Source organism: Prosthecobacter fluviatilis, from assembly GCF_055388355.1.
In genome coordinates, this window is record NZ_AP043782.1 from 5,861,459 (window position 1) to 5,881,939 (window position 20,481).

The window sequence follows — 20,481 nt, forward strand, 5'->3', positions numbered from 1 at the left end:
GAGCGGTAAGGGGAAAGGGCGGATACCTTAGAGTTGAACTGTGCCTTGGAAAACGAAATCTGCGGGTCCAAAGAGCGTCACATTGGTGTATTCGCTCTTGTTGGGCTCTTCGAAGCCCACCTTGAGGGTGTCGCCCCCTTTGACGAGGACGCTGATGGGGCCGGGCTCGCCGGTCAGCTCGTGATAGATCAGAGCGCAGGCCACCATGCCGGTGCCGCAGGCCAGGGTCTCATCCTCCACACCGCGCTCATACGTGCGGATGGCGATGCTGCCTGGGGCCACGACTTTGGAGAAGTTGGCGTTTGTTCCCTTGGGCTTGAAGGCTTCATGGTAGCGCAGGGCGGCGCCCCACTCGCGCACGGGCACGGTTTCCAGGTCGTCCACCATCACCACGGCATGCGGCACGCCGGTGTTGACGCTGTGCACGGTCAGTCCGGCGCCGGCCACTTCCAGGTGCTGGGACAGCTTGAGATTGTGCGGGGCGCTCATGTTGATGCGCACCTGGCTGCCCTCAAACTCGGCGGATATGATGCCGGCCAGGGTCTCAAAACGGATCTTGGTCAGCTTGTCGCCATGCAGGTGATTCACGAAGCGGCCAAAGCAGCGCGCGCCGTTGCCGCACATCTCGGCTTCGCCGCCGTCGGCATTGTAGTAGCGCATCTTGAAGTCGCCGTCCGCCGTGGCGGGCTCCACGCAGAGCAGGCCGTCCGCACCGATGCCGCGATGGCGGTCACAGAGCTTTTCGATCTGCTCCTTGGTCAGCTTGAGGCTCAGGTCGCGATTGTCCAGCATGACGAAGTCATTGCCGGCGCCGTTCATTTTGGTGAAGGTGAGAGTCATGGTCGGGAGGCGATTGGGAATGGGGAATACGGAATGGAAAAGCGGCGGATCAGAGCGCGTGGACGGCGTCCACCAGAGGTTTGACGAAGGCTTCCACCTTCGCGGCGCAGTCGGCGCTGGCGCCGTTTTGCTCAATGAGTTTTACGATGGCGCTGCCCACCACGACGCCATCGGCTTTGCTGGCGATCTCGGCTGCCTGGGCGGGATTTGACACGCCAAAGCCCACGCACACCGGCACATCCGTTGCGGCTTTGATCATCGCCACCTGCTCGGCGATGCCTGTGGCGATCTCCGCCTGCGCGCCGGTGACGCCGAGGCGGCTGACGTAATAAACAAACCCTTCCGCCGATTTTGCGATGCTGGCGATGCGGTCCGCGGGGGAGGTGGGGGCGATGAGCTGGATGTGCCGCAGGTCCGGCGTGGGCTTCAGCTCGGCATTCTGCGCGGCCTCATCCGGCGGCAGGTCCAGCACCAGCACGCCGTCCGCTCCTGCTGCAGCGGCATCGATGTGGAAGCGCTCGTAGCCATAGGCATAGACGGGGTTCAGGTAGGTGAAAAGCACCAGGGGGATCTGCGACTTGGTGCGCAGCTGGCGGATCATCTCCAGCACCTTGGGCGTGGATGCCCCGGCCTTCAGCGCGCGGTCCGCCGCCATCTGGTTCACGATACCGTCCGCCAGCGGATCGGAGAAGGGCACGCCCAGCTCCACCACGTCCACCCCGGCACGCTCCAGCCCCAGCACGATGTCGATGGTGGCCTCCAGCGTGGGATCCCCCGCACAGACATAGGCGACGAAGGCCTTCTTCTTCTGGGCACGAAGCTGGGCAAAACGGGCGTCAAGACGGTTGGTGGTGGCAGACATGGGGAGGGGTGTTTAGCATGCAAACTAGCTGTTGTCGAATATTGGAGTGAGTCGGAGAGAGGGCCGGATGGCACAGTCGCTCTTGCCCCTCAGACAGTGGTGGCTGAGCTTGGGCTCGGTCAGTTTCTCAAATAAACATCCAAAATGCCCGGAATCTACATCGCCGCCATTCTGACCAACCTGATCGCCATCGCGGTTTTTGGCGTGCTCATTCATAAGCTGCCCAAGCCTGCCAATGGCTGGCTGCTGCTGGCGGCGGTGTTGATCTGTCTGCCGCTGCAGCCGCTGGCTTTCTACTGTGTGCGCCTGCCGCTGGATCACTGGCTGGCCGGATGGCTGACGCGGAAGTCCATGGCGTATCAATGGCTGGTGACGCTGTACGCGCCGCTGACGGAGGAGCCTGCGAAGCTGCTGGTGCTGCTGATTCCAGCGATCCTGCGGGATGTGCGGCCTGAGAATTTCACCCGCTACGCCCTCGCCATCGGACTCGGTTTTGCGCTGGGGGAGATGTGGTTCATCGCCGAGCGTGTGTCCCACCAGCCCGCTCTGGCCAAGCTGCCGTTCTATCAGTTTGGCGGCTACGTGAATGAGCGGCTGATGACCTGCGTGTTTCACAGCGCTTTCGCGGCCATCACGCTTTCCCAATTGCGCCGCAGCCTATGGCTCGGGCTGGGCGGAGCCATGGTCGCGCATTGGGCGGCGAACTTTCCGATCAGCCTCATGGCGTGGAATGTGGGCGGCCTGGGCCGGACGACCTGGGGGGGGATCGTGGGATTGTGGCTGGTGGTGCTCTTGGTGGGAGCGCTGGCCTTGCTCGCCCGCTATACCACGGGCCGCTCGTTTCCCTGGCGTCTCCTCTATGGCATCCGCCACTGCCCAGAGTGTGGCACCGACTTCGAGCCTTCACCGATGGCCGTCAACTTCGGAGATAAGCGCTATGAAAAATGTCCGCATTGCCGCAAGTGGGTGTGGACCCAAAAGAGTGCGGCCAGACAAGGTGCGCCACGCCACTTACCAAGTTGACCCATGCTGGAAAAACTGAAACAGATCTACACGAGACCGGACGAGCGCCAAGCTGTGGAATGGCTTTGCGATCCCTCCGGCTATCCGTCCCTTCAGCCGCAGGATGCACGGAACTTTATTCTTCAGCTTTACGTCATGCCCTCGTTTCGCCCGATGATGAGCTGGACTCTTTTCCAGCAGCCGGACGCGGCCTTCATGGTGAGGCGGGTGCGTTGGGATTTCATTGCGGACTATCAGGCGAAGTCATGTGGATTGACTATTAAGCTGCCAACGACTTACGGAGCAGATGCGCTATGTCCGCCCGGTTTGGTCTCATCCGCCTTGGAGGAATTGTCTTCGCTTTCGGTGCCGGCATTTGATGCTGCATCCTGCTTCGGTATCGACGGAGTTACTTACGGCTTTCGAAGGCAGAGTTTTAGCCAGACGTTTGAGTTCAGCTGGTGGTGTGAGTCACCGAAAGGCTGTGAGGCTGTTGCTGCTTGGTATCATCGTTTTACCGAGCAGTTGGAGGACATTCTTCCCGCTCATGCCGACCAGTTTCGGCTTTCAGCCATCAGGCCATGAAGGAATTCGACTGCCCTCAAGTGTGTTCATGGTGTATGATGGCCTCCTCACATTCTATCCCTGATTTCGGAGCCTGTGCCATGCACACTGAGCCTGAACGTCAGCCATCAAGTTAATCTACCACATGAACAAGATGTCCGAGGACGAGGTAAGTCTAATTATGAAGATGTGTGACGATGCATTCGGCGAGTTTAAGCGAGATGGCAGAGTCACGACCATTTGTTGTCACGTCTGCGGTGGTTTGCTTGAGATAAGGGCGCTCGGTCCAGAAGTTTGGCAGACGAATTGTCGCTGCGGTAAGTACAACAGCACATGGAAGGGACTTTGAGAGTGTGACGGTGAAGCAGGTGCTCCGCCATGCCTCGAAACGAATCCAAGCATCGCGCTCTGGTTGCTTTCTCACGACTCGTGTTTCGGATCGCTTTGCTTGGGTCGTAAGTCGTTGAGTCACTTCACCCTGCCCCCACCTCATCCCCCAATCGCTTATCCGGCACCAGATACCCCTGCACGTAATCCCGCACCGCTTCGGCCAGCGGCGTGATTTCCGTCTGGAACCCTGACCCGCGGAGTTTGGCGATGTCGGCGCAGGTGTAGTACTGGTACTTCGACTGCAGGTGCTCGGGCATGTCGATGAACTCGATGTTGGGCTCCTTGCCGAGGGCGGTGAAGATGGCGGTGGCGAGTTCGATCCAGGTGTGAGCTTGGCCGGAGCCGAGGTTGAAGAGGCCGCCGGCGCTCGGGGTTTCGGCCAGGTGGAGGGTCATGCGGATGGCGTCCTTCACGTAAAGGAAGTCGCGCATCTGCTCGCCGTGCTTGTAGTCGGGGCGGTGGGATTTAAAGAGCTGCACCTTTCCGGTGGCGAGGATCTGGCCGCAGGCCTTGTGCACGAGGCTGCGCATGTCGGCCTTGTGGTCTTCGTTGGGGCCATAGACGTTGAAGTACTTGAGGCCTACGATATGCGGCAGCCAGCCTTCGCGCTTGGCGTGCAGGTCAAAGAGGTGCTTGGAGTACCCGTACATGTTCAGCGGGCGCAGGGCGTGGATGTCGGGCATCTGGTCGTCCATGCCGTGGGCTCCGTCCCCGTAGGTGGCGGCGGAGGAGGCATAGACAAAGCGGGCTTGGGTGGCGAGCGACCACTGGCAGAGCTGCTTGGTGAACTCGTAGTTGTTCCGCATGAGGTAGTCGGCGTCCCGCTCGGTGGTGGCGGAGCAGGCCCCGAGGTGCAGGATGTGGTCAAAGCGGCCCAGCTTGGCGGGGCTGTTTACCACGGCGTGCAGGAGGTCGTTGCCGTCGATGTAGTCGGCAAATTTCAGCGGGACGAGGTTTTTCCACTTCTCGTCGGTGCTGAGGCGGTCGCATACCACGATGTTTTCGCAGCCCCGGCGGTTGAGCTCCCAGACGAGGGCGCTGCCGATGAATCCGGCTCCGCCGGTGATGAGGATGCGACTTTCCGTGTTTTTCATGAGCCCGTCTGGTAACGGGGAAAACAGCGGGATTCAAGCCGGAGCTTGAGATAGCTGCCTGCCATCGCTACGCCGCCATGGCCTCGGGCTGCTGCGGGGTATGGAACACAGGGAGCTGCTCGCGCCAGAGGGCGGGGTGCAGGAAGGTGCTGCGGGGATCGCGGTCCCACTGGCCCTGCCAGCCGATCACGGTTTCCATGATGATGGGGTTGGGGCACTGGATGGCCGGGTAGAGCCACTGCTGGTCTGCCACGATGAGCTTGGGAATCAAGGCGCTGCCGTGATATTCGATCTCCCATCCGAGGAGGAGGGGTTCTTCATCGGTGAACCCTGCAAGACCTTTGGGATGCTCCACCCAGCCGACAAGACCGCTGCCGTTCAGGGCGTCCCAGACTTCACGCATTTCCAGGTCCACCCGCACGGCGAAGCCCTTGGTCCTGGCGGCCTGGCCGCCGTTGACTGGATCGCGGCTGACAAGGCCAAAAAGAATGCTCGTGGGGCAGTTGTCGGGAACGATGTCCACCTGAAACCCAAAGCGGATGGGATGGTCCGGCAGCAGCAGGCTTCCGTAGCTTTGCAGCTGGAAGCCTGAGAAAGCGGGATCAGCAGCAGCAGTGGCGTTGAGCGATTCCATGGTTTTCTAAAAATTTAGGATATGTTTATCAAAAATGCACTCAATTATTATAATTTCAAATATTTTATTCAAATTGTCCTGCATTTGTCACTTAAAATCTTAAAAAGTCATTTAGAGGCATAGCGGGACGAGTGCCATGTGCGCTGAAATTTCTGCCAGACTAGCGGATTACTTGCCGCCGCGCTATTGACGAAACTGTTGCCGTAGATACCAAGTATACCTCGTGGCACTCGCTTCATCGATCAACTGCGCTGAAATCGACCTGACGGCCGATTTTCGCGATCAATTTCTACTTACCTTCCAGCACATGCTGCTCGCCAGAGTGCTGGAGGAGAAGCTTGGTTCGCTTTACCGGGCAGGTGGGCGCATCGTAGGAGGGGTATATCTGGGAAAAGGGCAGGAGGCCTTCAGTGCGGCGCTGGGCATCCAGCTGCGCAAAGGCCGGGACATCTATGGCCCGCTCATTCGTGACCAGGCCGGACGCATCGCCTTTGGTGAGCCCATCATCGATACCGTACGTACTTACCTGGGGGCGGTCACCGGCCCCATGCGTGGCCGGGATGGCAACATTCACCGCGGCAGGCCGAAAGAAGGGCACATGGCCATGATCAGCCACCTGGGCAGTCTGCTTTCAGTGGTGGCCGGGGGGCTTTTCGCCCGTCGGCTGGCCGGCACTCTGGCAGACAGCATCGGTGCCACCAGCATTGGCGATGGCGGCACCTCCACGGGTGCCTTTCACGAAGGCCTGAACATGGCGGCGGTGGAAAAGCTGCCCATCATCGTGAGCATCGCGAACAACCAGTATGCCTACTCCACGCCCAACACCCGCCAGTATGCGTGTGAAAACCTGGTGGATCGTGCGGCAGGGTATGGGGTCGAGGGCGTGACGGTGGACGCCACGGATCTCGCCTCCTGTCTCAAGGCCTTCCGGGCGGCTGCTGCCAGGGCGCGCGCCGGAGGCGGCCCGCAGATGATCGTGGGTACGCTGCTGCGCCTTTCGGGGCACGGGGAGCACGATGACGCCTCCTACATTCCTGACACCAAGCGTCAGGCAGCTGCGGCGCGTGACTGCCTGCAGGTGGCGGAAAACTTCGCCCGTGACCATGGCTGGATGTCCTCCTCAGACCTGCGTGAGCTGCATGAGGAAGTGCGTCGTAACGTCGATCAAACCGTTTCCAAAGTGTCCAAAGAACCCGCACCTGACCCCTTTAAAGAAAACTGGCAGGCACTGTCTTGCGCTGAGCTGGTGGAGGGACAGCACGAGGCATGAGCATCACTTATCTCGAAGCCATTCGTGAGGCCCAGTATGAGGCTCTGCGTGACGACCCCTCCGTCTTCCTCTACGGCCAGGACATCGCCACCTTCGGCGGCGCATTCAAGGCCACGAAGAACCTCAGCAAGGAGTTTCCCAATCGTGTGTTTGACGCCCCCATCAGCGAGGACGCGATGGTGGGCATGGCGGTAGGCGCAGCCGTGGAGGGCGCACGGCCCATCATTGAGATGCAGTTTGCCGATTTCTCCTCCATCGGCTTCAATCAGATCGTCAACCAGGCTGCCACTCTCTACTGGCGCACCAACGTGCCGTGCCCCATCACCATCCGCATGCCCTCCGGTGGCACGGCCGGCAGCGGCCCGTTTCACAGCCAGTCCATGGAGGCCCTCTACGCGCATTACCCCGGGCTGGTCATCGTGACTCCGGCCACCGTGGAAGACGCCTACTGGATGCTGCTGGACAGCGTGAAGCTGGACGACCCGGTCATTTTTTGCGAGCACAAGTTCCTCTACTACCACCTCAAGGCTGAGCGCATCGGGGATCGCGAGCTGCCCATCGGCAAGGCGCGCATCGCCCGCCCCGGGCGGCATGCCACCATCGTGACCTACAGCGCCATGGTGCATGAGGCGCTGCGTGCCGCCGAGGAACTCCAGCTGGACGGCTATCAGATCGAAGTCGTCGATCTCCGTTCGGTGAAGCCCATGGACACGGACACGATCCTCGCCTCCGTCGCGCGGACCGGGCGTCTGCTGGCCTTGGGCGAGGCCTTCCCCTGGGGCGGAGTCACGGCGGAAATCATCGCCCGCGTCACCACGGACGGTTTCCATCTGCTCGACGCACCGCCCATGCGGCTGAACTCCAAGGACACTCCGATTCCATACCATCCGAATCTCTGGAAGTCGCATCGACCCACCACCTCCACCATTGCCGCGGCGCTCCGCCGTCTGCTGCGCAATTAACTTCCTGCTTTCCGTTTTCAGCATCCTGTCATGCGTACCATCCCCATTTTGATGCCTCAGCTTGGCGAGTCCATCGCCGAAGCCACCATCATTCGCATCTTGGTCGAGCCTGGCCGGGTGGTCGAGGCCGGCTGCGATCTCTTTGAAGTCGAGACCAACAAGGCCACCATGGCCGTGACGGCCCCGTGTGCCGGCAAGGTGGGCCAGATCGTGGCCACGCCAAAGACCAGCTATGCCGTTGGCTCGACGCTGGCGGCCTTTGAGATCAGCGCCGAGGACGCCCAGCTGCTGGGCCTCAGCGACGAGCCGTCTGCCAAGGCCGAAGCCCCCAGCCACGACCGCTCAGGCGGAGGCTCCGATGAGGTGGAAAACCTTCACTTCAAGATCAGCGACAACGACGTCATCTCCACCCGCCAGCCCACCGTGGAGCCGGTGGTGGGCGGCCTGCCGGTGCCTGCGGGTGCCGCCGGAGCCTCCTACATTTCGCCGCGCATGCGGGCCCGCATGGCTGAGCTGGGGCTTAACTCGTCCGACCTCGCCGGCGTGCCCGGCACGGGAGCTGGCGGCCGTGTGACGGTGGAGGACTTTGAGTCCTTCCTGCGCGGGCTGGAGCAGCACCGCATGACGCCTGCCTCCCCCATGCGCATCGCTGTGGCGGACTCCATGCGCCGCAGTTGGACGCGCCCGCTCGCCACCGTGGGCAGCCCCATCATGCTGGACGCCATGCTGGCACACCGCAGAAAAGCCGACCCCAAGCCCGGCCCCGCGCTTTATGTCATCCGCGCGCTGGCCATCGCCCTCTCTGAAAACACCGCGTTTGCCGGGCGTCTGGTGGGCAACCGCATCGTGCACCCGCTGGCCATCGACATCGGCTTCGCTGTGGAGGTGGAAGACGGTGTGATGGTGCCAACGCTGCGCGAGGTGGAGAAGACCCCGCTCATCAAGCTGGTGCCCACCTACAACAAGCTGGTGGAGCAGGCACGCGCCCGCCGCCTGCCCAATGACGTGAAACGCCCCGGCATCGCCACGGTGACCAACTTCGGCACCTTTGGCATCGTGTGGGCCACCCCTATCCCGCTGCCGGAGCAGAACCTCGTGCTGGGCCTCGGTGCTGGCAGCAAGGTGCCGCACTGGAGCGAGGAGGTGAACCAGTTCATCCCCGTGACCGAAGCCGAGCTGACGCTGAGCTTTGACCACCGCGTGCTGGATGGCGGCGGTGCCGGGCGCCTGCTCAAGCGCGTGGCCGAGCTGCTGCAGAAGCCCGAGCTTCTTTAAGGTGCGACAGACACTCCTGTCTGTCGATCAGCGCTCCCGCGAGCCACAGCGCATCCATTTACCCCAGCCATGCAAGACAAAGCCATGCTGCGCCAGACCCTGCGCGAACGCCTGCGGGCGCTGGACGAGGAGATGCGTGACGCCGCGAGTGCGAAGATCGCCGCACACATCCTCACACACTGCGGGAGCGGTGCCGCAGCGCAGACCTGGGCGCTCTTTGGCGGGCTGCGCAATGAGCCTGACCTCGTGACGCATCTGCTGCCCCGTTTGCTGGAGCGCGGCGTGCGCGTGTGCTTCTTCCATATCGAGAAACACGAGCTGCAGCCTCGTGTGGTGCACTCGGTCGATGATCTGAAACGTGGCACGATGAATGTGTGGGAGCCGCAGGTGCACTGCGCTCCGGTGCCGGTGGCGGAGCTGGATGTCATTCTGGTGCCCGGTCTGGCCTTCACGCGCACGGGCGCGCGTCTGGGGCGTGGCGGCGGTTATTACGACCGTCTGCTGGCGCAGTCGCAGTGCCGTGCGAGACGTCTCGCCGTGGCGTTTGAGGCGCAGATCATCGAAGACATCCCGTGTGAGGCCCATGACCAGCGGGTGCCGCAAATCATCACGGAATCCGGCTTGATCGAGGCCGTGGCGTCTTGATTAGTGCGCAGCGCGGCGGCCTGTGCCGTTTGTGCCAGCGCATCCGTTCCACACCCTCTCCATGAAGCTCATCCTCGAAATCGTCCAGTCCGGCACCGCCTACCTGGAGAAGCGCAAGATCGAGGAGGCCCGGCTGAACATGGAGCACCTGCTGGCGCATGTCCTGGGATGCCGCCGGCTCGACCTTTATCTGCGCTTTGGCGAGTCTGTGCCTGAGACCGAACTGGTCAAGCTGCGCGATCTCCTGCGCCGTCGCGGGGAAGGGGAGCCGCTGCAGCATCTGCTCGGCACGGTGGAGTTTTGCGGCCATGAATTTGTCAGCGACCACCGCGCCCTGATCCCGCGCCCCGAGACGGAGACGCTGGTGGAACTCATCCTCAAAAAATGCCCCGCCGCGCCCGCGCGTGTGCTGGACATGGCCACCGGCTCAGGCTGCATCGGCCTCAGCCTCGCCAAAGCCTGGCCGCTGAGCGAGGTGGTGCTGGCAGACATCAGCGAAGACGCGCTGGACCTCGCCCGGCTCAATGCCTCGCGCCTGGGCTGCAACGTGAAGTTTCTGCGCAGCGATCTCTTTGAAAAGATCACCGGCAGTTTTGATCTCGTCGCCGCCAATCTGCCCTACATCCCCACCGCCGAGATCCCCACGCTCAGTGCCGAGGTGCAGCGAGATCCCATCCTCGCACTTGATGGCGGCCCCGATGGCCTTCGCATCGTGGAGCGTTTTCTCAATGAGGCTCTGCCGCATCTGAATGCCGGTGCGCTCATCGCTCTGGAAGTGGGGCATGATCAAGGCGCGCCGGTGGCGGCGAGATGCACGGAGCTGGGCTATCTGAATGCCAGCACGGCGGCGGATCTGGCGGGGATACACCGCTTTGTGTTTGCTGTGGCACCCGCAAGCCAGGCTGCTGAGGCATAGCGGCCGGGGCCATTCTGCCCGCAACACGTGGCTGTGACGCACGGTTGCGACAAACCTAACATCCGGCTGCAGCAAATGAATCAAGATTCATCACATGGGGGTGGGTATAGTGGGTTATCGTATAAGCAATGCTGAATATTCAAAGGCTTGACCAGGAGTTGCTGCAACATCCCAATTATCCCAGAAGGGGCTGGATAGGTGTGGACCTGGACGGCACGCTGGCCAGGTCTGACCCCGCCGCACCCTCTCATCACATCGGCGTTCCCGTTTCGCCTATGCTCAAGCGGGTGAAGTATTGGATCAAAACAGGCCGGACGGTCAAAATATTCACAGCGCGTGCTGGCAACCTTCAGGATGAGGACAGGATTCATCAGTGGTGCATCCGGCATGGACTGCCGCAGCTTGAAATCACCAACCGCAAAGACCACAAGATGCTCGCCTTGTGGGATGACCGTGCTGTGGGCGTCGTGAAAAATGCCGGCATTCCCATTCTGCCGGTGCCGGTGAGCTTGTGGCAGACTGTGCGTCTGCGTCTGCTTCAGTTGCTGGGGCGCGGCTGCCATATGGAGGCGGACCGCCGCCACCTGAAGGACTATTTTGCTGCAGCGGAGGAAGCCAGTCCGGATTTTCTTGAGCTGGAAAGTGAGCCAGGATAGCGCGTCTGAGCACAGGCAGGATTGAGTGCCGGCCATTGCTGAAGCAAGTTTGCAGACAGGCCGGTGCTTCTGCCTCCAGACTTACAACTCGCCCATACCGCCGCGTTTGATCCAGGTGTTGAGCGGTTCGAACGGGGACACATCCAAGGCGATGCCGCAGCCGAAGGGGGCTGAGTTGACGGTGGAAACATCGAGCCTGCCGTTCTCGATCTGGAGCGTGGGAAAGCCTGCGGGATGGCGGCGGTAGAGGCCGGCGTGGGTGGCGAGCACGGCCTCCTGCGTGGCGGCGGAGTGCATGCTGAGGCCGCGGAAGTAGTGGTGGCCGTTGCGCTCCACGTGCGTCACTCCGAGCAGGGCCATGACGCTGAGATCCTGCAGCAGGGCCACGGGGCCGACGTTGGCGAGGTCTTCGCCGCTGAGGATGGGGCCGCCACGAATGGCGGGGCTGCGCTTTTTGAGCAGCGCGGCATTGGCCAGGCCTTTGACGACGCCTTTGCAGTTTTTGTGGCTGGTGCCGCGATAGCCGAGATCCAGCGCACGAGGCAGATCGGCCAGGGAGGCGTCGCTTTCATCAATGATCATCCCCGGGCCTTCGGTCCAGGTGCTGAGCGTGGCGGCGACATCTTCGTTTAGCGCCTGGGAGCGGTGCAGCGGCTGCTCGATGAGGATGAGGTTCTGAAACAGCGGCGCCAGTGCGGCATCTGCCCGCAGCGTGGCGTAGAAGTCGCGGAAGGAGGCCAGATCGTAGAACTGCTCGTTGCCATCCAGCGTGGCGTGGAAGCCGGAGGGGCAGTTGGCAGTGATGACGCGGGTGATCTCGCGCAAGCGTGGCAGGTCCTGGTCGGGTTTGCCGCAGACCTTGATCTTGAAATAGCGCAGGCCGTACGCGCGGATGTTTTCCTCCAGCGTGTAGGGCAGGCCATCATCCAGCGCGCCATCGGCGGCGCTGAGGGGGTCTCCAAGGCCCACGGTGTGGCGTGCGCTGACGTGAGACAGGGGCGCGGGGGCCATGGCATCGGCCACACGCATGCCGCACAGCTCTTCGCGCACGGCTCCGAGATCAATGCCAAGCACATCGGAGCGCAGCACGGCATGCAGGGGCTGACCCAGTGCTTTGCACAGACCGTCGAGCACGGAGCGCTCGATGAGGCTCACGCCCAGATTGGCCAGCAGCGCGGGCTGTTCCCTGACCTTTGCCCACTGGCTCTGCTCTGCGTACAGGTTCTGCCACCAGCCAAAGAAGCCCGTGGGCTTTTCCGCGGCCAGGCGTGCGATGCGCGAGGCGTTTTGGATGACGGCGATCATCTCGGCCAGATCCAGCTCGAAGGGAGTGTCCGGATTCTTGGTGAACCACTTCGGCGGCAGGCCTTCGCTGGCGAGCCCGCTCACCGCCTTGCCATCCACCACCAGGTTCACCGTCACGAAAAGATGAGGCAGCGCATTCATGCTGGCGATGCCGTACTTGAACGGGAACCGCGTGTGCATGGGCAGCACGTGAAAGTGGAAGGACTCGATGGCAAAGGTCATGTGGGAGAAAAGACCTTTCAATGATGCTGCGGTCAAGGAGTCAGGAGATGAAGACAGCGACGAATGCGCCGCGCTCCTGCTTCAGCTCCGGGCATGCCTTTCGTGCCGGGCGCAGCCGTGCCCGGCCACGCTTTCAGCGTTACTCCACCAGATAGAGAATGCGTCCGCAGCTCTCGCACTGAGTCAGCTTTTCGGACTGCTTCAGGGACTGGATGACTCCGACGACGGCCTTCATGTGGCAGCCGCCGCACATGGAGTTCTCCATGGGCACGATGGCGGCGTCTCCCTTTTTGTTGAAGATGCGTGTGTAGAGGTCCAGCGCGTCAGGATCGATGGGAGCGGCCATGGTGGCGCGTTCGGCGTTGAGATCGTCGAGGCGCTTTTTCACGCCCACGCCGCGTTCATCGAGCGCCTTGAGCTCCTCGTTCACGCGGGTCTGTGTGCCGGCCAGCTTGGCCTGGGCATCCTTCAGCTTTGACTTGGCGGCTTCCAGCGCCTCCATCTGCTCCAGCTCGCCATCTTCCAGCTTGGTCACATCGTCCTGGTAGCGTTTGATTTCATGACCCAGGGCGGCGAATTCGTCGTTCTTGCGCGTTTCGAACTGCTGGTCCTGCATGCGCTTGATGCTGTTCTGGCGCGTCTGGACATCGAGCTGGATGTTTTTGATCTTCACCTCGACCTCCTTCACGGCCTGATTCGCGGCATCCACGGCGGCCTGGTCTCCAGCCAGCTGCATTTTGGCACGTGCTTGCAGCGTCGGGATGTCCTTGAGGTCTTTTTGCAGGGCACGAATGCGCTGGTCACGTTCCTGAAGCTGAATAAGTTTCGTGATGTCTTGAAGCATGTGTTTTTGTGGATGTAAGCCGAAACGGCGGAAGAGCACAAGTGCTCTGTTGGGAGGTTCGGCGCGTGTCTTGAGCTCAGCACTTCGTCTTGACCTGACAGCCGCCCGACGAAAAGATGCGCGCCCTCACTCCATTTCCACATTCATTTGATGAAACCCACACTCCTCATCCTTGCTGCCGGCATGGGCAGCCGTTACGGCGGCCTCAAACAACTCGACGCCATGGGGCCATCCGGGGAGGTGGTGCTGGACTACTCCGTGTTTGATGCGATCCGCGCCGGATTTGGCAAGGTGGTCTTTGTCATCCGCCGCGACTTTGAGGAGCTTTTCCGCACGCAGATCGGTTCCAAGTACGCCGGCCGCATCGAGGTGGAGTACGCGTTTCAGGACATCAACGACCTGCCTTCCGGGTTCACCGTGCCCGAGGGCCGCACCAAGCCCTGGGGCACCGCCCACGCGCTGCTCTCCGCGGAGAAAGTGGTGAACGAGCCCTTCCTCATGATCAATGCGGACGACTTCTACGGCCAGGATGCGTACAAAAAGATCGCCGCAGATCTGGTGCAGCCGCGCCCGCAGGATGGCAAGAGCCACTGGTCCATGGTGGGCTTCTATTTGAAAAACACGCTTTCCGACCACGGCAGTGTCTCCCGCGGCGTGTGCACCTGCGATTCCCACGGCATGCTGAGCACGGTGCTGGAGATGACCAAGATTTTCAAATGCGACACCGGCGCGGAAAACCGCGAGGTGGAGGGCGCCTATGTGCCGCTGACGGGAGAGGAAGTGGTTTCCATGAACTTCTTCGGCTTCACGCCGGACATCTTTGCGCATCTGCGCGCGGCCTTCACCGCCTTCCTGAAGGAGCGCGGCCACGAGCAGAAATCCGAGTGCTACGTGCCTGCGCAGGTGGATGCCCTGATCGCGGCTGGCAAGGCGGACGTGCGTGTGCTGGAGACGACGGGCAAGTGGTTCGGCGTCACCTATCCTGAAGACAAGGCGGAGGTGGTGGCCAGCATCCGTGCGCTGGTGGATGCAGGCGAGTACCCGCAGTCTCTGTGGGGCTGAGAAAGCAGCGATGAGCTTTGGCTCGTTCGGGGAGGTCTGATCGCTCCCAAAACGGGCTGAAGCTCCGGATTACTTTCCGAGCAGCCGCTCCACGCTGCGCATCGTCGCGCCTTCGTGGGTTCTGAGGGCGTCGTGGCCTGCCTTGGCCATGAGGGCGGCTTTGTCTGCTTTTTGCAGCAGGGTGCGGCAGGCAGACTCCAGCTCAGCGAAGTCAGCCACCTGCTGCGCGCCGCCGTGCTTAAGCAGCAGGTCCACCAGCGGCGTGAAGTTCTCCATGTGCGGCCCAAAAAGCACGGGCTTCTGCGCCAGCGCGGCCTCGGCGGGGTTTTGGCCGCCTTCCGCGAGGAAGCTTTTGCCCACGACCACCAGCGTCGCCAGATGCTGCCACGCGGCGAGTTCGCCCGTGGTGTCGATCAGCAAGACAGGCGCACTGGCATCCACGCGCGAGTTGGGCACGCTGCGCAGGGCAGGGGAGATGCCGATGCCTTGCAGCTCCGCGCAGATCTCGGTACGGCGCTCCACATGCCGTGGCACGATGAGGAGTGCGAGCTGGGGAATGTGGGCGCGCAGGCGCAGGAAGACGCGGGCGAGTTCGACTTCTTCACCCGCATGGGTGCTGGCGGCCAGCAGCGTGGGCTGTGCTTCGGCAATGCCGGCGAGAGCGCGCACCGAATGCAGTTCCTCGATTTTGATGGCAGGAACGACCGAGCCTTCGGGGTCATACTTGATGCTGCCGGTGAGGTGGATGTGGCCTGCCCCGACTCCAAAGCCCTGCCAGCGTGCCACATCTTCCGGCTCCTGCACCAGCACCTGCTTCAGCATGCCAAAGACGGGGCCGATGAGTGCGCGAAACTTCTGGTAACGGCGTGCGCTGCGCGGGGAGAGGCGCGCATTGACGAGGGAAACGGGAATGCCCAGGCGGGTGGCGCTGGCGGTCAGGTTGGGCCACACCTCGGCCTCCACGAGCACGAGCTGCGTGGGCTGGATGCTCTCCAGCATGAGCCTGCCGACACCGGGCAGGTCGATGGGGCTGTAGATGGCCACCATGCGCCCGGCGTGCTGCGCCGCCAGCTCTGCGGCCAGCGCGTAGCCGGTCGGGGTGGTGGTGCTGAGGACGATTCCAAGATGTGCGTCCGTTTTGAGCAGGCGGCTGATGAGCTTTTTGGCCACGCCCACCTCTCCCACGCTCACGGCATGCACCCAGAAGCGCTCGCGCTGGGGCAGGGCATCGATGGCGGTCCTGACCTCGCGCGGCAGGAAGCCGAGGCGCTGGGCAAGGTCCTGCCAGCGGCCGTTGCGGCGGCGCATCTTGATGATGGCGCCGGGAAGCATCAGCACGAGCCCCAGCGGCAGCAGTAGATTGTACAGGGTGAGGCTAAGCGCTTTCGATGCCATGCGGGATTTTGCGCAGCCAGACGATGCGGGTGGAGCCGTAGTGGCGGTCCGTCAGCACCTCCCATCCGGGCCAGTGTTTGGTTTCGCGGTTGAAGTGGTGACTTTCCAGAATGAGGTGGCTGTCTGCATGCAGCAGCGCAGGCAGCGCCTCTTCGGCCAGGAGTTTGGCGATGAAGTCGGTGTCCTCGTCGCTGTGCGTGTAGGGCGGGTCCGCAAAGATCAGGTCAAACTGCTTCCCATCCTTTTGCAGCAGGGGCAGCAGCCGGAAGACATCGCTGTGGCGCACGGTGGCACCGGTGAGGCGGGTTTTGGCGATGTTTCTGCGGATGACTTCGCAGGCGCCTTTGTTTTCGTCCACCAGCATGGCGGAGGCCGCGCCCCGGCTCAGGCATTCGAGGCCCAGAGCTCCTGTGCCGGCAAACAAATCCAGCACATGGGCACCGGGCACGAGCTCCCCGAGCATCGAAAACACAGCCTGCCTCACACGGTCCTGCGTGGGCCGTGTGACGGTTTTGGGGACTTCGAGAGCGAGCCCTCCCGCGCTGCCAGAAATGATACGCACCCAGTTCCTTTAGCGGTGGGTTGCGGGGATGCAAGGAGGGGCTGCAACTGGAGGACCGCACAAGTCATGCGCGGGGCAGGGGGCAAAGCGGCGTGCTCTGGCGGTGCCTAGGGCATGCTTTAACGCGAATAAAGATATAGCCCATTGGGTGTGTCAGAATTTCGCTACACAAGTTTTCTCGACAATAGGCAATTTGGCTATTGATTATAAAGACAGAAAATATGGAAAATGCATTCAAATCCCCCCTCGGATTCATTGACAGCAACTCCGCCAGCTCTGCCGCCCGCCGACTGTCCAGCGACTCGGCGCGCATCCAGACGGGCTCGATTTTGAATCAAGATCTCCAGCCTTCGCCCATCAACCCCGACTGGATTCTGGAGGGAAACCCCATCGCCCGGGCCACCACGCTGGCGATCGCGCCTGACCAGACGCTTTCATGCGCAGTCTGGGAATGCAGCGCGGGCAAGTTCAAGTGGGTGTTTGGGCTGGACGAGATTATACAGATCCTGGAGGGGGAGGTGGTGATCGAGGAGCAGACTCCGGAGCGCAAGGTCCACACGCTGCGCGTCGGCGACACGGCGCTTTTCCCGGACGGACTGACCACGCACTGGACGGTGACCAACTATGTGAGGAAGTTTGCCATTCACCGCACCATCCGCCGCTCCTTTTTCTGGCGCCTGAAGCGCAAAATGCGTCACCTCCTCGGGCTGGGGGCAAAGGCGGGCCTGGGCTGCTACGGGGCCATGGTCCACATGGAGACGGCCGTGGAGGCGCTGAGCTTTGCGTGACCTTGATGGAAACGCGCTTGGAACAAGGGAGTTTCAAGCACTGTTGTTTCCTACTTGTGGCAGTAAGTCAGGGCTGTCGCGGTAGATCCTCACCTCTGAAGGATTGATAAAGACGTCATAGTCAAAGTTGTCCGAACGAAAGTAGATCTCCCATGCAGGGGCACGCTCAGATACAAGCTTTTGCAAGCCGTGCAAAAAATCCATTGTCACGATAGCTGAGTTGGCGACTTCAAATCCCATGCCACGTGAGCGCATGACGTTTGGTTCAAGATAGTAGTCGCCTTGTCCATAGGCATCGTTCTTTCCATGAGCAGCGAGGAACCCCTCGAGAGTGTCGAAGAGTCGATAATACTCCTCCTCAAACTCTTGGTCGCTGACGGAAGACTCAGGAGGATCGAATGGAGTATCGAGACGTATTGAGCACTCTTCGAGAGACAGCTTTAAGATGGTCATGATGGTTCCCAATCTCACTTCCCATTCTTAAACACGTAGAGCACCCCGTCATCCGCGCCAAAGAGGACGTGGTTTCCGGCTACGGCGGCCGAGGTCTTCACGGGCGCGCCGATCTCGTTGTGCCAGACTTCCTTGCCGGTCTTGAGGTCGAGGGCGTAGAGGTAGCCGTCGTCGCTGCCGAAGAGAGCCACCTTGCCGGCGCAGATGACGGCGCTGCTGTCGATGCGGTCGCGCGCACGGAATTCCCAGAGCTGCGCCCCGGTGACGCGGTCGATGGCGTGGAAGCGCTTGTCCCGCCCGCCGACATAGACGCCCTTTTCCCAGATGGCGGGCGCTGCGTAGTATTCAAATTCGCGCTCGCCGTACTCCCAGACCTTCATGCCGTCGGCGACGCGGTAGGCACCGACTCGGTTGCCATAATGGCTGACATAGATGACGCCGTCTGCGATGGCGACGTTGTTGCCGATGTAGGCCCCCACCTCGATCTGCCGCTCCTCCTTGCCGGTCTTCACATCATGCACGTGGAGCACGCTGTCGCAGCCGCCAAAGACGACCTTGCCGTCGCCGATGGCGCAGCCGCCGTTGATGTAATAGCCGGTTTCAGCGGCCCAGTCCTTGGCGCCGGTCTTGGCGTCGAGGCAGTAAACGGAGTAGTCGTAGCTGCCGATGATGATTTTTTGCGCCTTGGTGGCGGGGTCTGTCCAGACATTGGCGGCGGCGTGGATTTCGGCCTGGGTTTCAAATTTCCAGGCCTCCTTGCCGGTGTCGGCGTTCCAGGCATAGACAAAGCCATCCTGGCAGCCCACGACGACGAGATCGCCCGCAAAGGCGGCGGCGCCGTCAAAGGCCCCCTTGGCCTCGGCCTTCCAGACTTCCTTGCCGGTGGCGAGGTCGAGGCAGAAAAATTTGCCGTCCTTGCTGCCCAGATAGACCTTGCCGCTGCGGACGATGGCGCTGGAGACGAGCATCTCCGCCTGCCCCTTGGGCTTGTCCATGAGCTTGAACTGCCAGGCGAGCTCCAGCGGGAACTTCAGTTCGACGGGGGAGACGCCCGTCATGGCCGCGTTGCCGCGGGAGTCCGGCCATTCCGCAGGCTGGGCATGCAGGGCGGCGGAGAGGAGGAGGCTGAGGAAAAGCGTTGCGCGCATGGGTTTGGACTGTGAAACTGGCATGGTGTGCGCTTTGTTGCAAACAAGCCGATGTCTGATCACGATCTCCAACAGCCGCCGCCGATCCCGCCCGACCTGCGGTGCGAGTATGAAGAGCGCCCTTTCCAGAACTGCACGCGCTGCGGCGAGTCGCTGCCGGACTTTCCCGGCGGCTTTCAGATCTCGAAGGCCTACAAGCGCGGCGAATGCGTGATGGAGTATGCGCTGTGCGACCACTGCCGCACGCAGATGATGGAGGAGTTTTCCCAGGAGTCGAAGAACCGGCTGTCGCAGTTTCAGAACGAGCAGGTGACGCTGGAGCGCGGCCTGGACTCGTGTGCTGTCTGTGATGCCCGGCGGGATGCGCCTGGCATGGATGATTTTGTCATCACGGGCGTGTGCGAGGGGCTCTCCCTCCTGCACAGCGTGATGATCTGCGGCAAGTGCGGTGACACGGTGCAGGGCTTCATCTCAGCCAAAACGCGCGACACCTGGCGGCGCTTTGTGGACGACAACTTCCCCGGCCCGCCGCCCATGGACTCGCTGCCGGAGCCTGTGGAGTCGGGCCGCACACCGCTGCCGGTGATCGCGAAGATGTGAGTGTGGAAGAAGTGAAAAGGGGGAGGGGCTTCTCCGCCCTTTTTACTTTTCACTTTCCCATCAATGCCCGCAGTTTGTGCCTTCGGGGTCGGTGTCCTCGATCTTCGCGGTGGCTTTGAGCTCTTCGAGGAAGGCGTTGAACTTTTTGTCGCGGTATTCTTCGATGAAGCGGTTTTTCACGTCGGCCTTCACCTCCTCAAAGGGGCGTGCCACGGACGGGCGGCGGCCGGTGACGGTGCAGACGTGGAAGCCGAGCTGGGTGGTGAAGACGGGGCTGATCTCCCCCTCTCCCATGGAGAAGGCGATGGTCTCAAACTCCTCCATGAACTCGCCGCGCTTGAACCAGCCGAGGTCGATCTGCTGCTGCTCGGCGGTGCGATGCTCTTCGGCCAGCTTGTTGAAGTCGGCCCCGGCGAGGAGCTGCTGGCGGACGTCGCGCATGGTGTGGTAGATTTCCTGGCGGCTGCTGGCGCCTGAGAGGCTCTTGGTGATGTGGGAGGCCTGGATCTCCTCGTCGGTCATGTAGTGCTTGAGGTTGGCCTCGTAGCAGGCGCGCAGGTCGGCCTCGGTGGGCTCGGGCTCGGGGGCGTAGATTTCCTGCAGGGTTTTGTCCAGCCGTACACCGCCTGCCACGTTGTCGCGGATGAGGGCCTCGTTTTTGACGGGCATGCCGATGTTCATGTAGAACTGATCTTCGCCGCCAGCCTCTTCGATGAGCTTTTGCAGGCGTGCGGTGACCTCGGCCTCGGAGACTTCGGGGTGGCGGCGGCGGCTTTCCTGGCCGAGGAGGGCACGAGAGATGAGGTTGTCCTTGGCGATGCCGCGAAATTCGGGGTCGCGCTCGCAGCAGGCCACCTGGAGGGTGCGCTCGTAGTGACCTTTGATGTGGCGGAACTCCGCCTCGATGTTTTCGTCGTCAATCTGTTCGCCGTTGATGATAAGTGCCATATGGGCGGAACATGGAGCGCGCGGCGGAGGGCGCAAGGTTTGAC

Annotated in this window: 22 protein-coding genes; 11 read left to right on the forward strand and 11 right to left on the reverse strand. The window is 61.9% G+C overall.

Features of this window, described 5'->3' with window-relative positions; genetic code table 11:
• Positions 1-27: 27 nt before the first annotated feature.
• Positions 28-840, reverse strand: coding sequence for a diaminopimelate epimerase (gene dapF / locus ACZ5WW_RS22845; RefSeq protein ID WP_377163258.1), 813 nt, complete (start codon positions 838-840; stop codon positions 28-30).
• Between the two features lie 49 nt (positions 841-889).
• The gene (trpA, locus tag ACZ5WW_RS22850; protein ID WP_377163260.1) at positions 890-1,702 is read right to left on the reverse strand and encodes a tryptophan synthase subunit alpha; all 813 of its coding nucleotides are present in this window, start codon (positions 1,700-1,702) and stop codon (positions 890-892) included.
• A gap of 144 nt (positions 1,703-1,846) precedes the next feature.
• Between trpA and ACZ5WW_RS22855 the strand changes: the two genes are divergently transcribed.
• Both ACZ5WW_RS22855 and ACZ5WW_RS22860 read left to right on the forward strand, forming a co-directional pair.
• Positions 1,847-2,725: a hypothetical protein gene (locus tag ACZ5WW_RS22855; protein WP_377163262.1), complete on the forward strand. Its 879-nt coding sequence runs from the start codon at positions 1,847-1,849 to the stop codon at positions 2,723-2,725.
• Positions 2,726-2,728: 3 nt separating this feature from the next.
• Positions 2,729-3,289 (forward strand): hypothetical protein, encoded by a 561-nt coding sequence (locus ACZ5WW_RS22860; RefSeq protein WP_377163264.1) that lies wholly within the window; start codon positions 2,729-2,731, stop codon positions 3,287-3,289.
• A 452-nt stretch (positions 3,290-3,741) separates the two neighbouring features.
• On the opposite strand, the gene rfaD is transcribed toward ACZ5WW_RS22860, so the two are convergent.
• Together rfaD and ACZ5WW_RS22870 are read right to left on the reverse strand one after the other, a co-directional pair.
• Positions 3,742-4,752 (reverse strand): ADP-glyceromanno-heptose 6-epimerase, encoded by a 1,011-nt coding sequence (rfaD, locus tag ACZ5WW_RS22865; RefSeq protein WP_377163266.1) that lies wholly within the window; start codon positions 4,750-4,752, stop codon positions 3,742-3,744.
• Positions 4,753-4,819: 67 nt separating this feature from the next.
• Positions 4,820-5,386, reverse strand: coding sequence for a hypothetical protein (locus ACZ5WW_RS22870; RefSeq protein ID WP_377163268.1), 567 nt, complete (start codon positions 5,384-5,386; stop codon positions 4,820-4,822).
• 223 nt (positions 5,387-5,609) lie between these two features.
• Here ACZ5WW_RS22870 and ACZ5WW_RS22875 point away from each other — a divergent pair, with 223 nt between their 5' ends.
• The 6 genes from ACZ5WW_RS22875 to ACZ5WW_RS22900 all read left to right on the forward strand — a co-directional run bounded on the left by ACZ5WW_RS22875 (position 5,610) and on the right by ACZ5WW_RS22900 (position 11,110).
• The gene (locus ACZ5WW_RS22875; protein WP_377163270.1) at positions 5,610-6,656 is read left to right on the forward strand and encodes a thiamine pyrophosphate-dependent dehydrogenase E1 component subunit alpha; all 1,047 of its coding nucleotides are present in this window, start codon (positions 5,610-5,612) and stop codon (positions 6,654-6,656) included.
• On the forward strand, positions 6,653-7,618 hold the full coding sequence (locus tag ACZ5WW_RS22880; protein ID WP_377163272.1) for an alpha-ketoacid dehydrogenase subunit beta: 966 nt from the start codon (positions 6,653-6,655) through the stop codon (positions 7,616-7,618). The genes ACZ5WW_RS22875 and ACZ5WW_RS22880 overlap by 4 nt, the downstream gene beginning before the upstream one ends.
• A gap of 30 nt (positions 7,619-7,648) precedes the next feature.
• Positions 7,649-8,893, forward strand: coding sequence for a 2-oxo acid dehydrogenase subunit E2 (locus ACZ5WW_RS22885; RefSeq protein WP_377163274.1), 1,245 nt, complete (start codon positions 7,649-7,651; stop codon positions 8,891-8,893).
• Positions 8,894-8,962: 69 nt separating this feature from the next.
• Positions 8,963-9,538 (forward strand): 5-formyltetrahydrofolate cyclo-ligase, encoded by a 576-nt coding sequence (locus ACZ5WW_RS22890; RefSeq protein ID WP_377163276.1) that lies wholly within the window; start codon positions 8,963-8,965, stop codon positions 9,536-9,538.
• A 61-nt stretch (positions 9,539-9,599) separates the two neighbouring features.
• Entirely contained in the window at positions 9,600-10,454 is an 855-nt protein-coding gene (prmC, locus tag ACZ5WW_RS22895; RefSeq protein WP_377163278.1) for a peptide chain release factor N(5)-glutamine methyltransferase, read from the forward strand.
• Between the two features lie 128 nt (positions 10,455-10,582).
• Positions 10,583-11,110: a hypothetical protein gene (locus ACZ5WW_RS22900; RefSeq protein WP_377163280.1), complete on the forward strand. Its 528-nt coding sequence runs from the start codon at positions 10,583-10,585 to the stop codon at positions 11,108-11,110.
• An 81-nt stretch (positions 11,111-11,191) separates the two neighbouring features.
• Here ACZ5WW_RS22900 and ACZ5WW_RS22905 read toward each other — a convergent pair whose 3' ends face one another.
• Both ACZ5WW_RS22905 and ACZ5WW_RS22910 read right to left on the reverse strand, forming a co-directional pair.
• The gene (locus ACZ5WW_RS22905) at positions 11,192-12,637 is read right to left on the reverse strand and encodes a hypothetical protein (protein ID WP_464694189.1); all 1,446 of its coding nucleotides are present in this window, start codon (positions 12,635-12,637) and stop codon (positions 11,192-11,194) included.
• Between the two features lie 139 nt (positions 12,638-12,776).
• On the reverse strand, positions 12,777-13,481 hold the full coding sequence (locus ACZ5WW_RS22910) for a zinc ribbon domain-containing protein (RefSeq protein WP_377163284.1): 705 nt from the start codon (positions 13,479-13,481) through the stop codon (positions 12,777-12,779).
• Between the two features lie 150 nt (positions 13,482-13,631).
• Here ACZ5WW_RS22910 and ACZ5WW_RS22915 point away from each other — a divergent pair, with 150 nt between their 5' ends.
• Positions 13,632-14,543 (forward strand): nucleotidyltransferase family protein, encoded by a 912-nt coding sequence (locus ACZ5WW_RS22915; protein ID WP_377163286.1) that lies wholly within the window; start codon positions 13,632-13,634, stop codon positions 14,541-14,543.
• A 69-nt stretch (positions 14,544-14,612) separates the two neighbouring features.
• On the opposite strand, the gene ACZ5WW_RS22920 is transcribed toward ACZ5WW_RS22915, so the two are convergent.
• Both ACZ5WW_RS22920 and rsmD read right to left on the reverse strand, forming a co-directional pair.
• Positions 14,613-15,938 (reverse strand): 3-deoxy-D-manno-octulosonic acid transferase, encoded by a 1,326-nt coding sequence (locus ACZ5WW_RS22920; protein WP_377163288.1) that lies wholly within the window; start codon positions 15,936-15,938, stop codon positions 14,613-14,615.
• The gene (gene rsmD / locus ACZ5WW_RS22925) at positions 15,919-16,500 is read right to left on the reverse strand and encodes a 16S rRNA (guanine(966)-N(2))-methyltransferase RsmD (protein WP_377163290.1); all 582 of its coding nucleotides are present in this window, start codon (positions 16,498-16,500) and stop codon (positions 15,919-15,921) included. The genes ACZ5WW_RS22920 and rsmD overlap by 20 nt, the downstream gene beginning before the upstream one ends.
• A 221-nt stretch (positions 16,501-16,721) precedes the next feature.
• On the opposite strand from rsmD, the gene ACZ5WW_RS22930 reads away from it, so the two are divergent.
• Positions 16,722-17,288 (forward strand): cupin domain-containing protein, encoded by a 567-nt coding sequence (locus ACZ5WW_RS22930; protein ID WP_377163292.1) that lies wholly within the window; start codon positions 16,722-16,724, stop codon positions 17,286-17,288.
• Positions 17,289-17,321: 33 nt separating this feature from the next.
• Here ACZ5WW_RS22930 and ACZ5WW_RS22935 read toward each other — a convergent pair whose 3' ends face one another.
• Positions 17,322-17,741: a hypothetical protein gene (locus tag ACZ5WW_RS22935; protein ID WP_377163294.1), complete on the reverse strand. Its 420-nt coding sequence runs from the start codon at positions 17,739-17,741 to the stop codon at positions 17,322-17,324.
• 14 nt (positions 17,742-17,755) lie between these two features.
• Positions 17,756-18,889, reverse strand: a complete 1,134-nt coding sequence (locus ACZ5WW_RS22940; RefSeq protein WP_377163296.1) for an outer membrane protein assembly factor BamB family protein — start codon at positions 18,887-18,889, stop codon at positions 17,756-17,758.
• Between the two features lie 51 nt (positions 18,890-18,940).
• On the opposite strand from ACZ5WW_RS22940, the gene ACZ5WW_RS22945 reads away from it, so the two are divergent.
• Positions 18,941-19,489, forward strand: coding sequence for a hypothetical protein (locus ACZ5WW_RS22945; protein ID WP_377163298.1), 549 nt, complete (start codon positions 18,941-18,943; stop codon positions 19,487-19,489).
• A gap of 60 nt (positions 19,490-19,549) precedes the next feature.
• On the opposite strand, the gene ACZ5WW_RS22950 is transcribed toward ACZ5WW_RS22945, so the two are convergent.
• Positions 19,550-20,437 carry a peptidylprolyl isomerase gene (locus ACZ5WW_RS22950; protein ID WP_377163300.1) on the reverse strand — a complete coding sequence of 296 codons (888 nt, stop codon included), beginning with the start codon at positions 20,435-20,437 and terminating at the stop codon, positions 19,550-19,552.
• Positions 20,438-20,481 lie beyond the last annotated feature (44 nt).

Bases quoted from the DNA above. Each gene is read 5' to 3' on its own strand.
- ACZ5WW_RS22855 (WP_377163262.1), top strand. From the start codon at position 1,847: ATGCCCGGAATCTACATCGCCGCCATTCTGACCAACCTGATCGCCATC.
- ACZ5WW_RS22930 (WP_377163292.1), top strand. From the start codon at position 16,722: ATGGAAAATGCATTCAAATCCCCCCTCGGATTCATTGACAGCAACTCC.
- dapF (WP_377163258.1), bottom strand. From the start codon at position 840: ATGACTCTCACCTTCACCAAAATGAACGGCGCCGGCAATGACTTCGTC.
- ACZ5WW_RS22860 (WP_377163264.1), top strand. From the start codon at position 2,729: ATGCTGGAAAAACTGAAACAGATCTACACGAGACCGGACGAGCGCCAA.
- ACZ5WW_RS22880 (WP_377163272.1), top strand. From the start codon at position 6,653: ATGAGCATCACTTATCTCGAAGCCATTCGTGAGGCCCAGTATGAGGCT.
- ACZ5WW_RS22920 (WP_377163288.1), bottom strand. From the start codon at position 15,938: ATGGCATCGAAAGCGCTTAGCCTCACCCTGTACAATCTACTGCTGCCG.
- ACZ5WW_RS22910 (WP_377163284.1), bottom strand. From the start codon at position 13,481: ATGCTTCAAGACATCACGAAACTTATTCAGCTTCAGGAACGTGACCAG.
- ACZ5WW_RS22890 (WP_377163276.1), top strand. From the start codon at position 8,963: ATGCAAGACAAAGCCATGCTGCGCCAGACCCTGCGCGAACGCCTGCGG.
- ACZ5WW_RS22935 (WP_377163294.1), bottom strand. From the start codon at position 17,741: ATGACCATCTTAAAGCTGTCTCTCGAAGAGTGCTCAATACGTCTCGAT.
- ACZ5WW_RS22905 (WP_464694189.1), bottom strand. From the start codon at position 12,637: ATGACCTTTGCCATCGAGTCCTTCCACTTTCACGTGCTGCCCATGCAC.
- ACZ5WW_RS22950 (WP_377163300.1), bottom strand. From the start codon at position 20,437: ATGGCACTTATCATCAACGGCGAACAGATTGACGACGAAAACATCGAG.
- ACZ5WW_RS22940 (WP_377163296.1), bottom strand. From the start codon at position 18,889: ATGCGCGCAACGCTTTTCCTCAGCCTCCTCCTCTCCGCCGCCCTGCAT.
- trpA (WP_377163260.1), bottom strand. From the start codon at position 1,702: ATGTCTGCCACCACCAACCGTCTTGACGCCCGTTTTGCCCAGCTTCGT.
- rfaD (WP_377163266.1), bottom strand. From the start codon at position 4,752: ATGAAAAACACGGAAAGTCGCATCCTCATCACCGGCGGAGCCGGATTC.
- ACZ5WW_RS22870 (WP_377163268.1), bottom strand. From the start codon at position 5,386: ATGGAATCGCTCAACGCCACTGCTGCTGCTGATCCCGCTTTCTCAGGC.
- ACZ5WW_RS22945 (WP_377163298.1), top strand. From the start codon at position 18,941: ATGTCTGATCACGATCTCCAACAGCCGCCGCCGATCCCGCCCGACCTG.
- ACZ5WW_RS22915 (WP_377163286.1), top strand. From the start codon at position 13,632: ATGAAACCCACACTCCTCATCCTTGCTGCCGGCATGGGCAGCCGTTAC.
- prmC (WP_377163278.1), top strand. From the start codon at position 9,600: ATGAAGCTCATCCTCGAAATCGTCCAGTCCGGCACCGCCTACCTGGAG.
- ACZ5WW_RS22900 (WP_377163280.1), top strand. From the start codon at position 10,583: ATGCTGAATATTCAAAGGCTTGACCAGGAGTTGCTGCAACATCCCAAT.
- ACZ5WW_RS22885 (WP_377163274.1), top strand. From the start codon at position 7,649: ATGCGTACCATCCCCATTTTGATGCCTCAGCTTGGCGAGTCCATCGCC.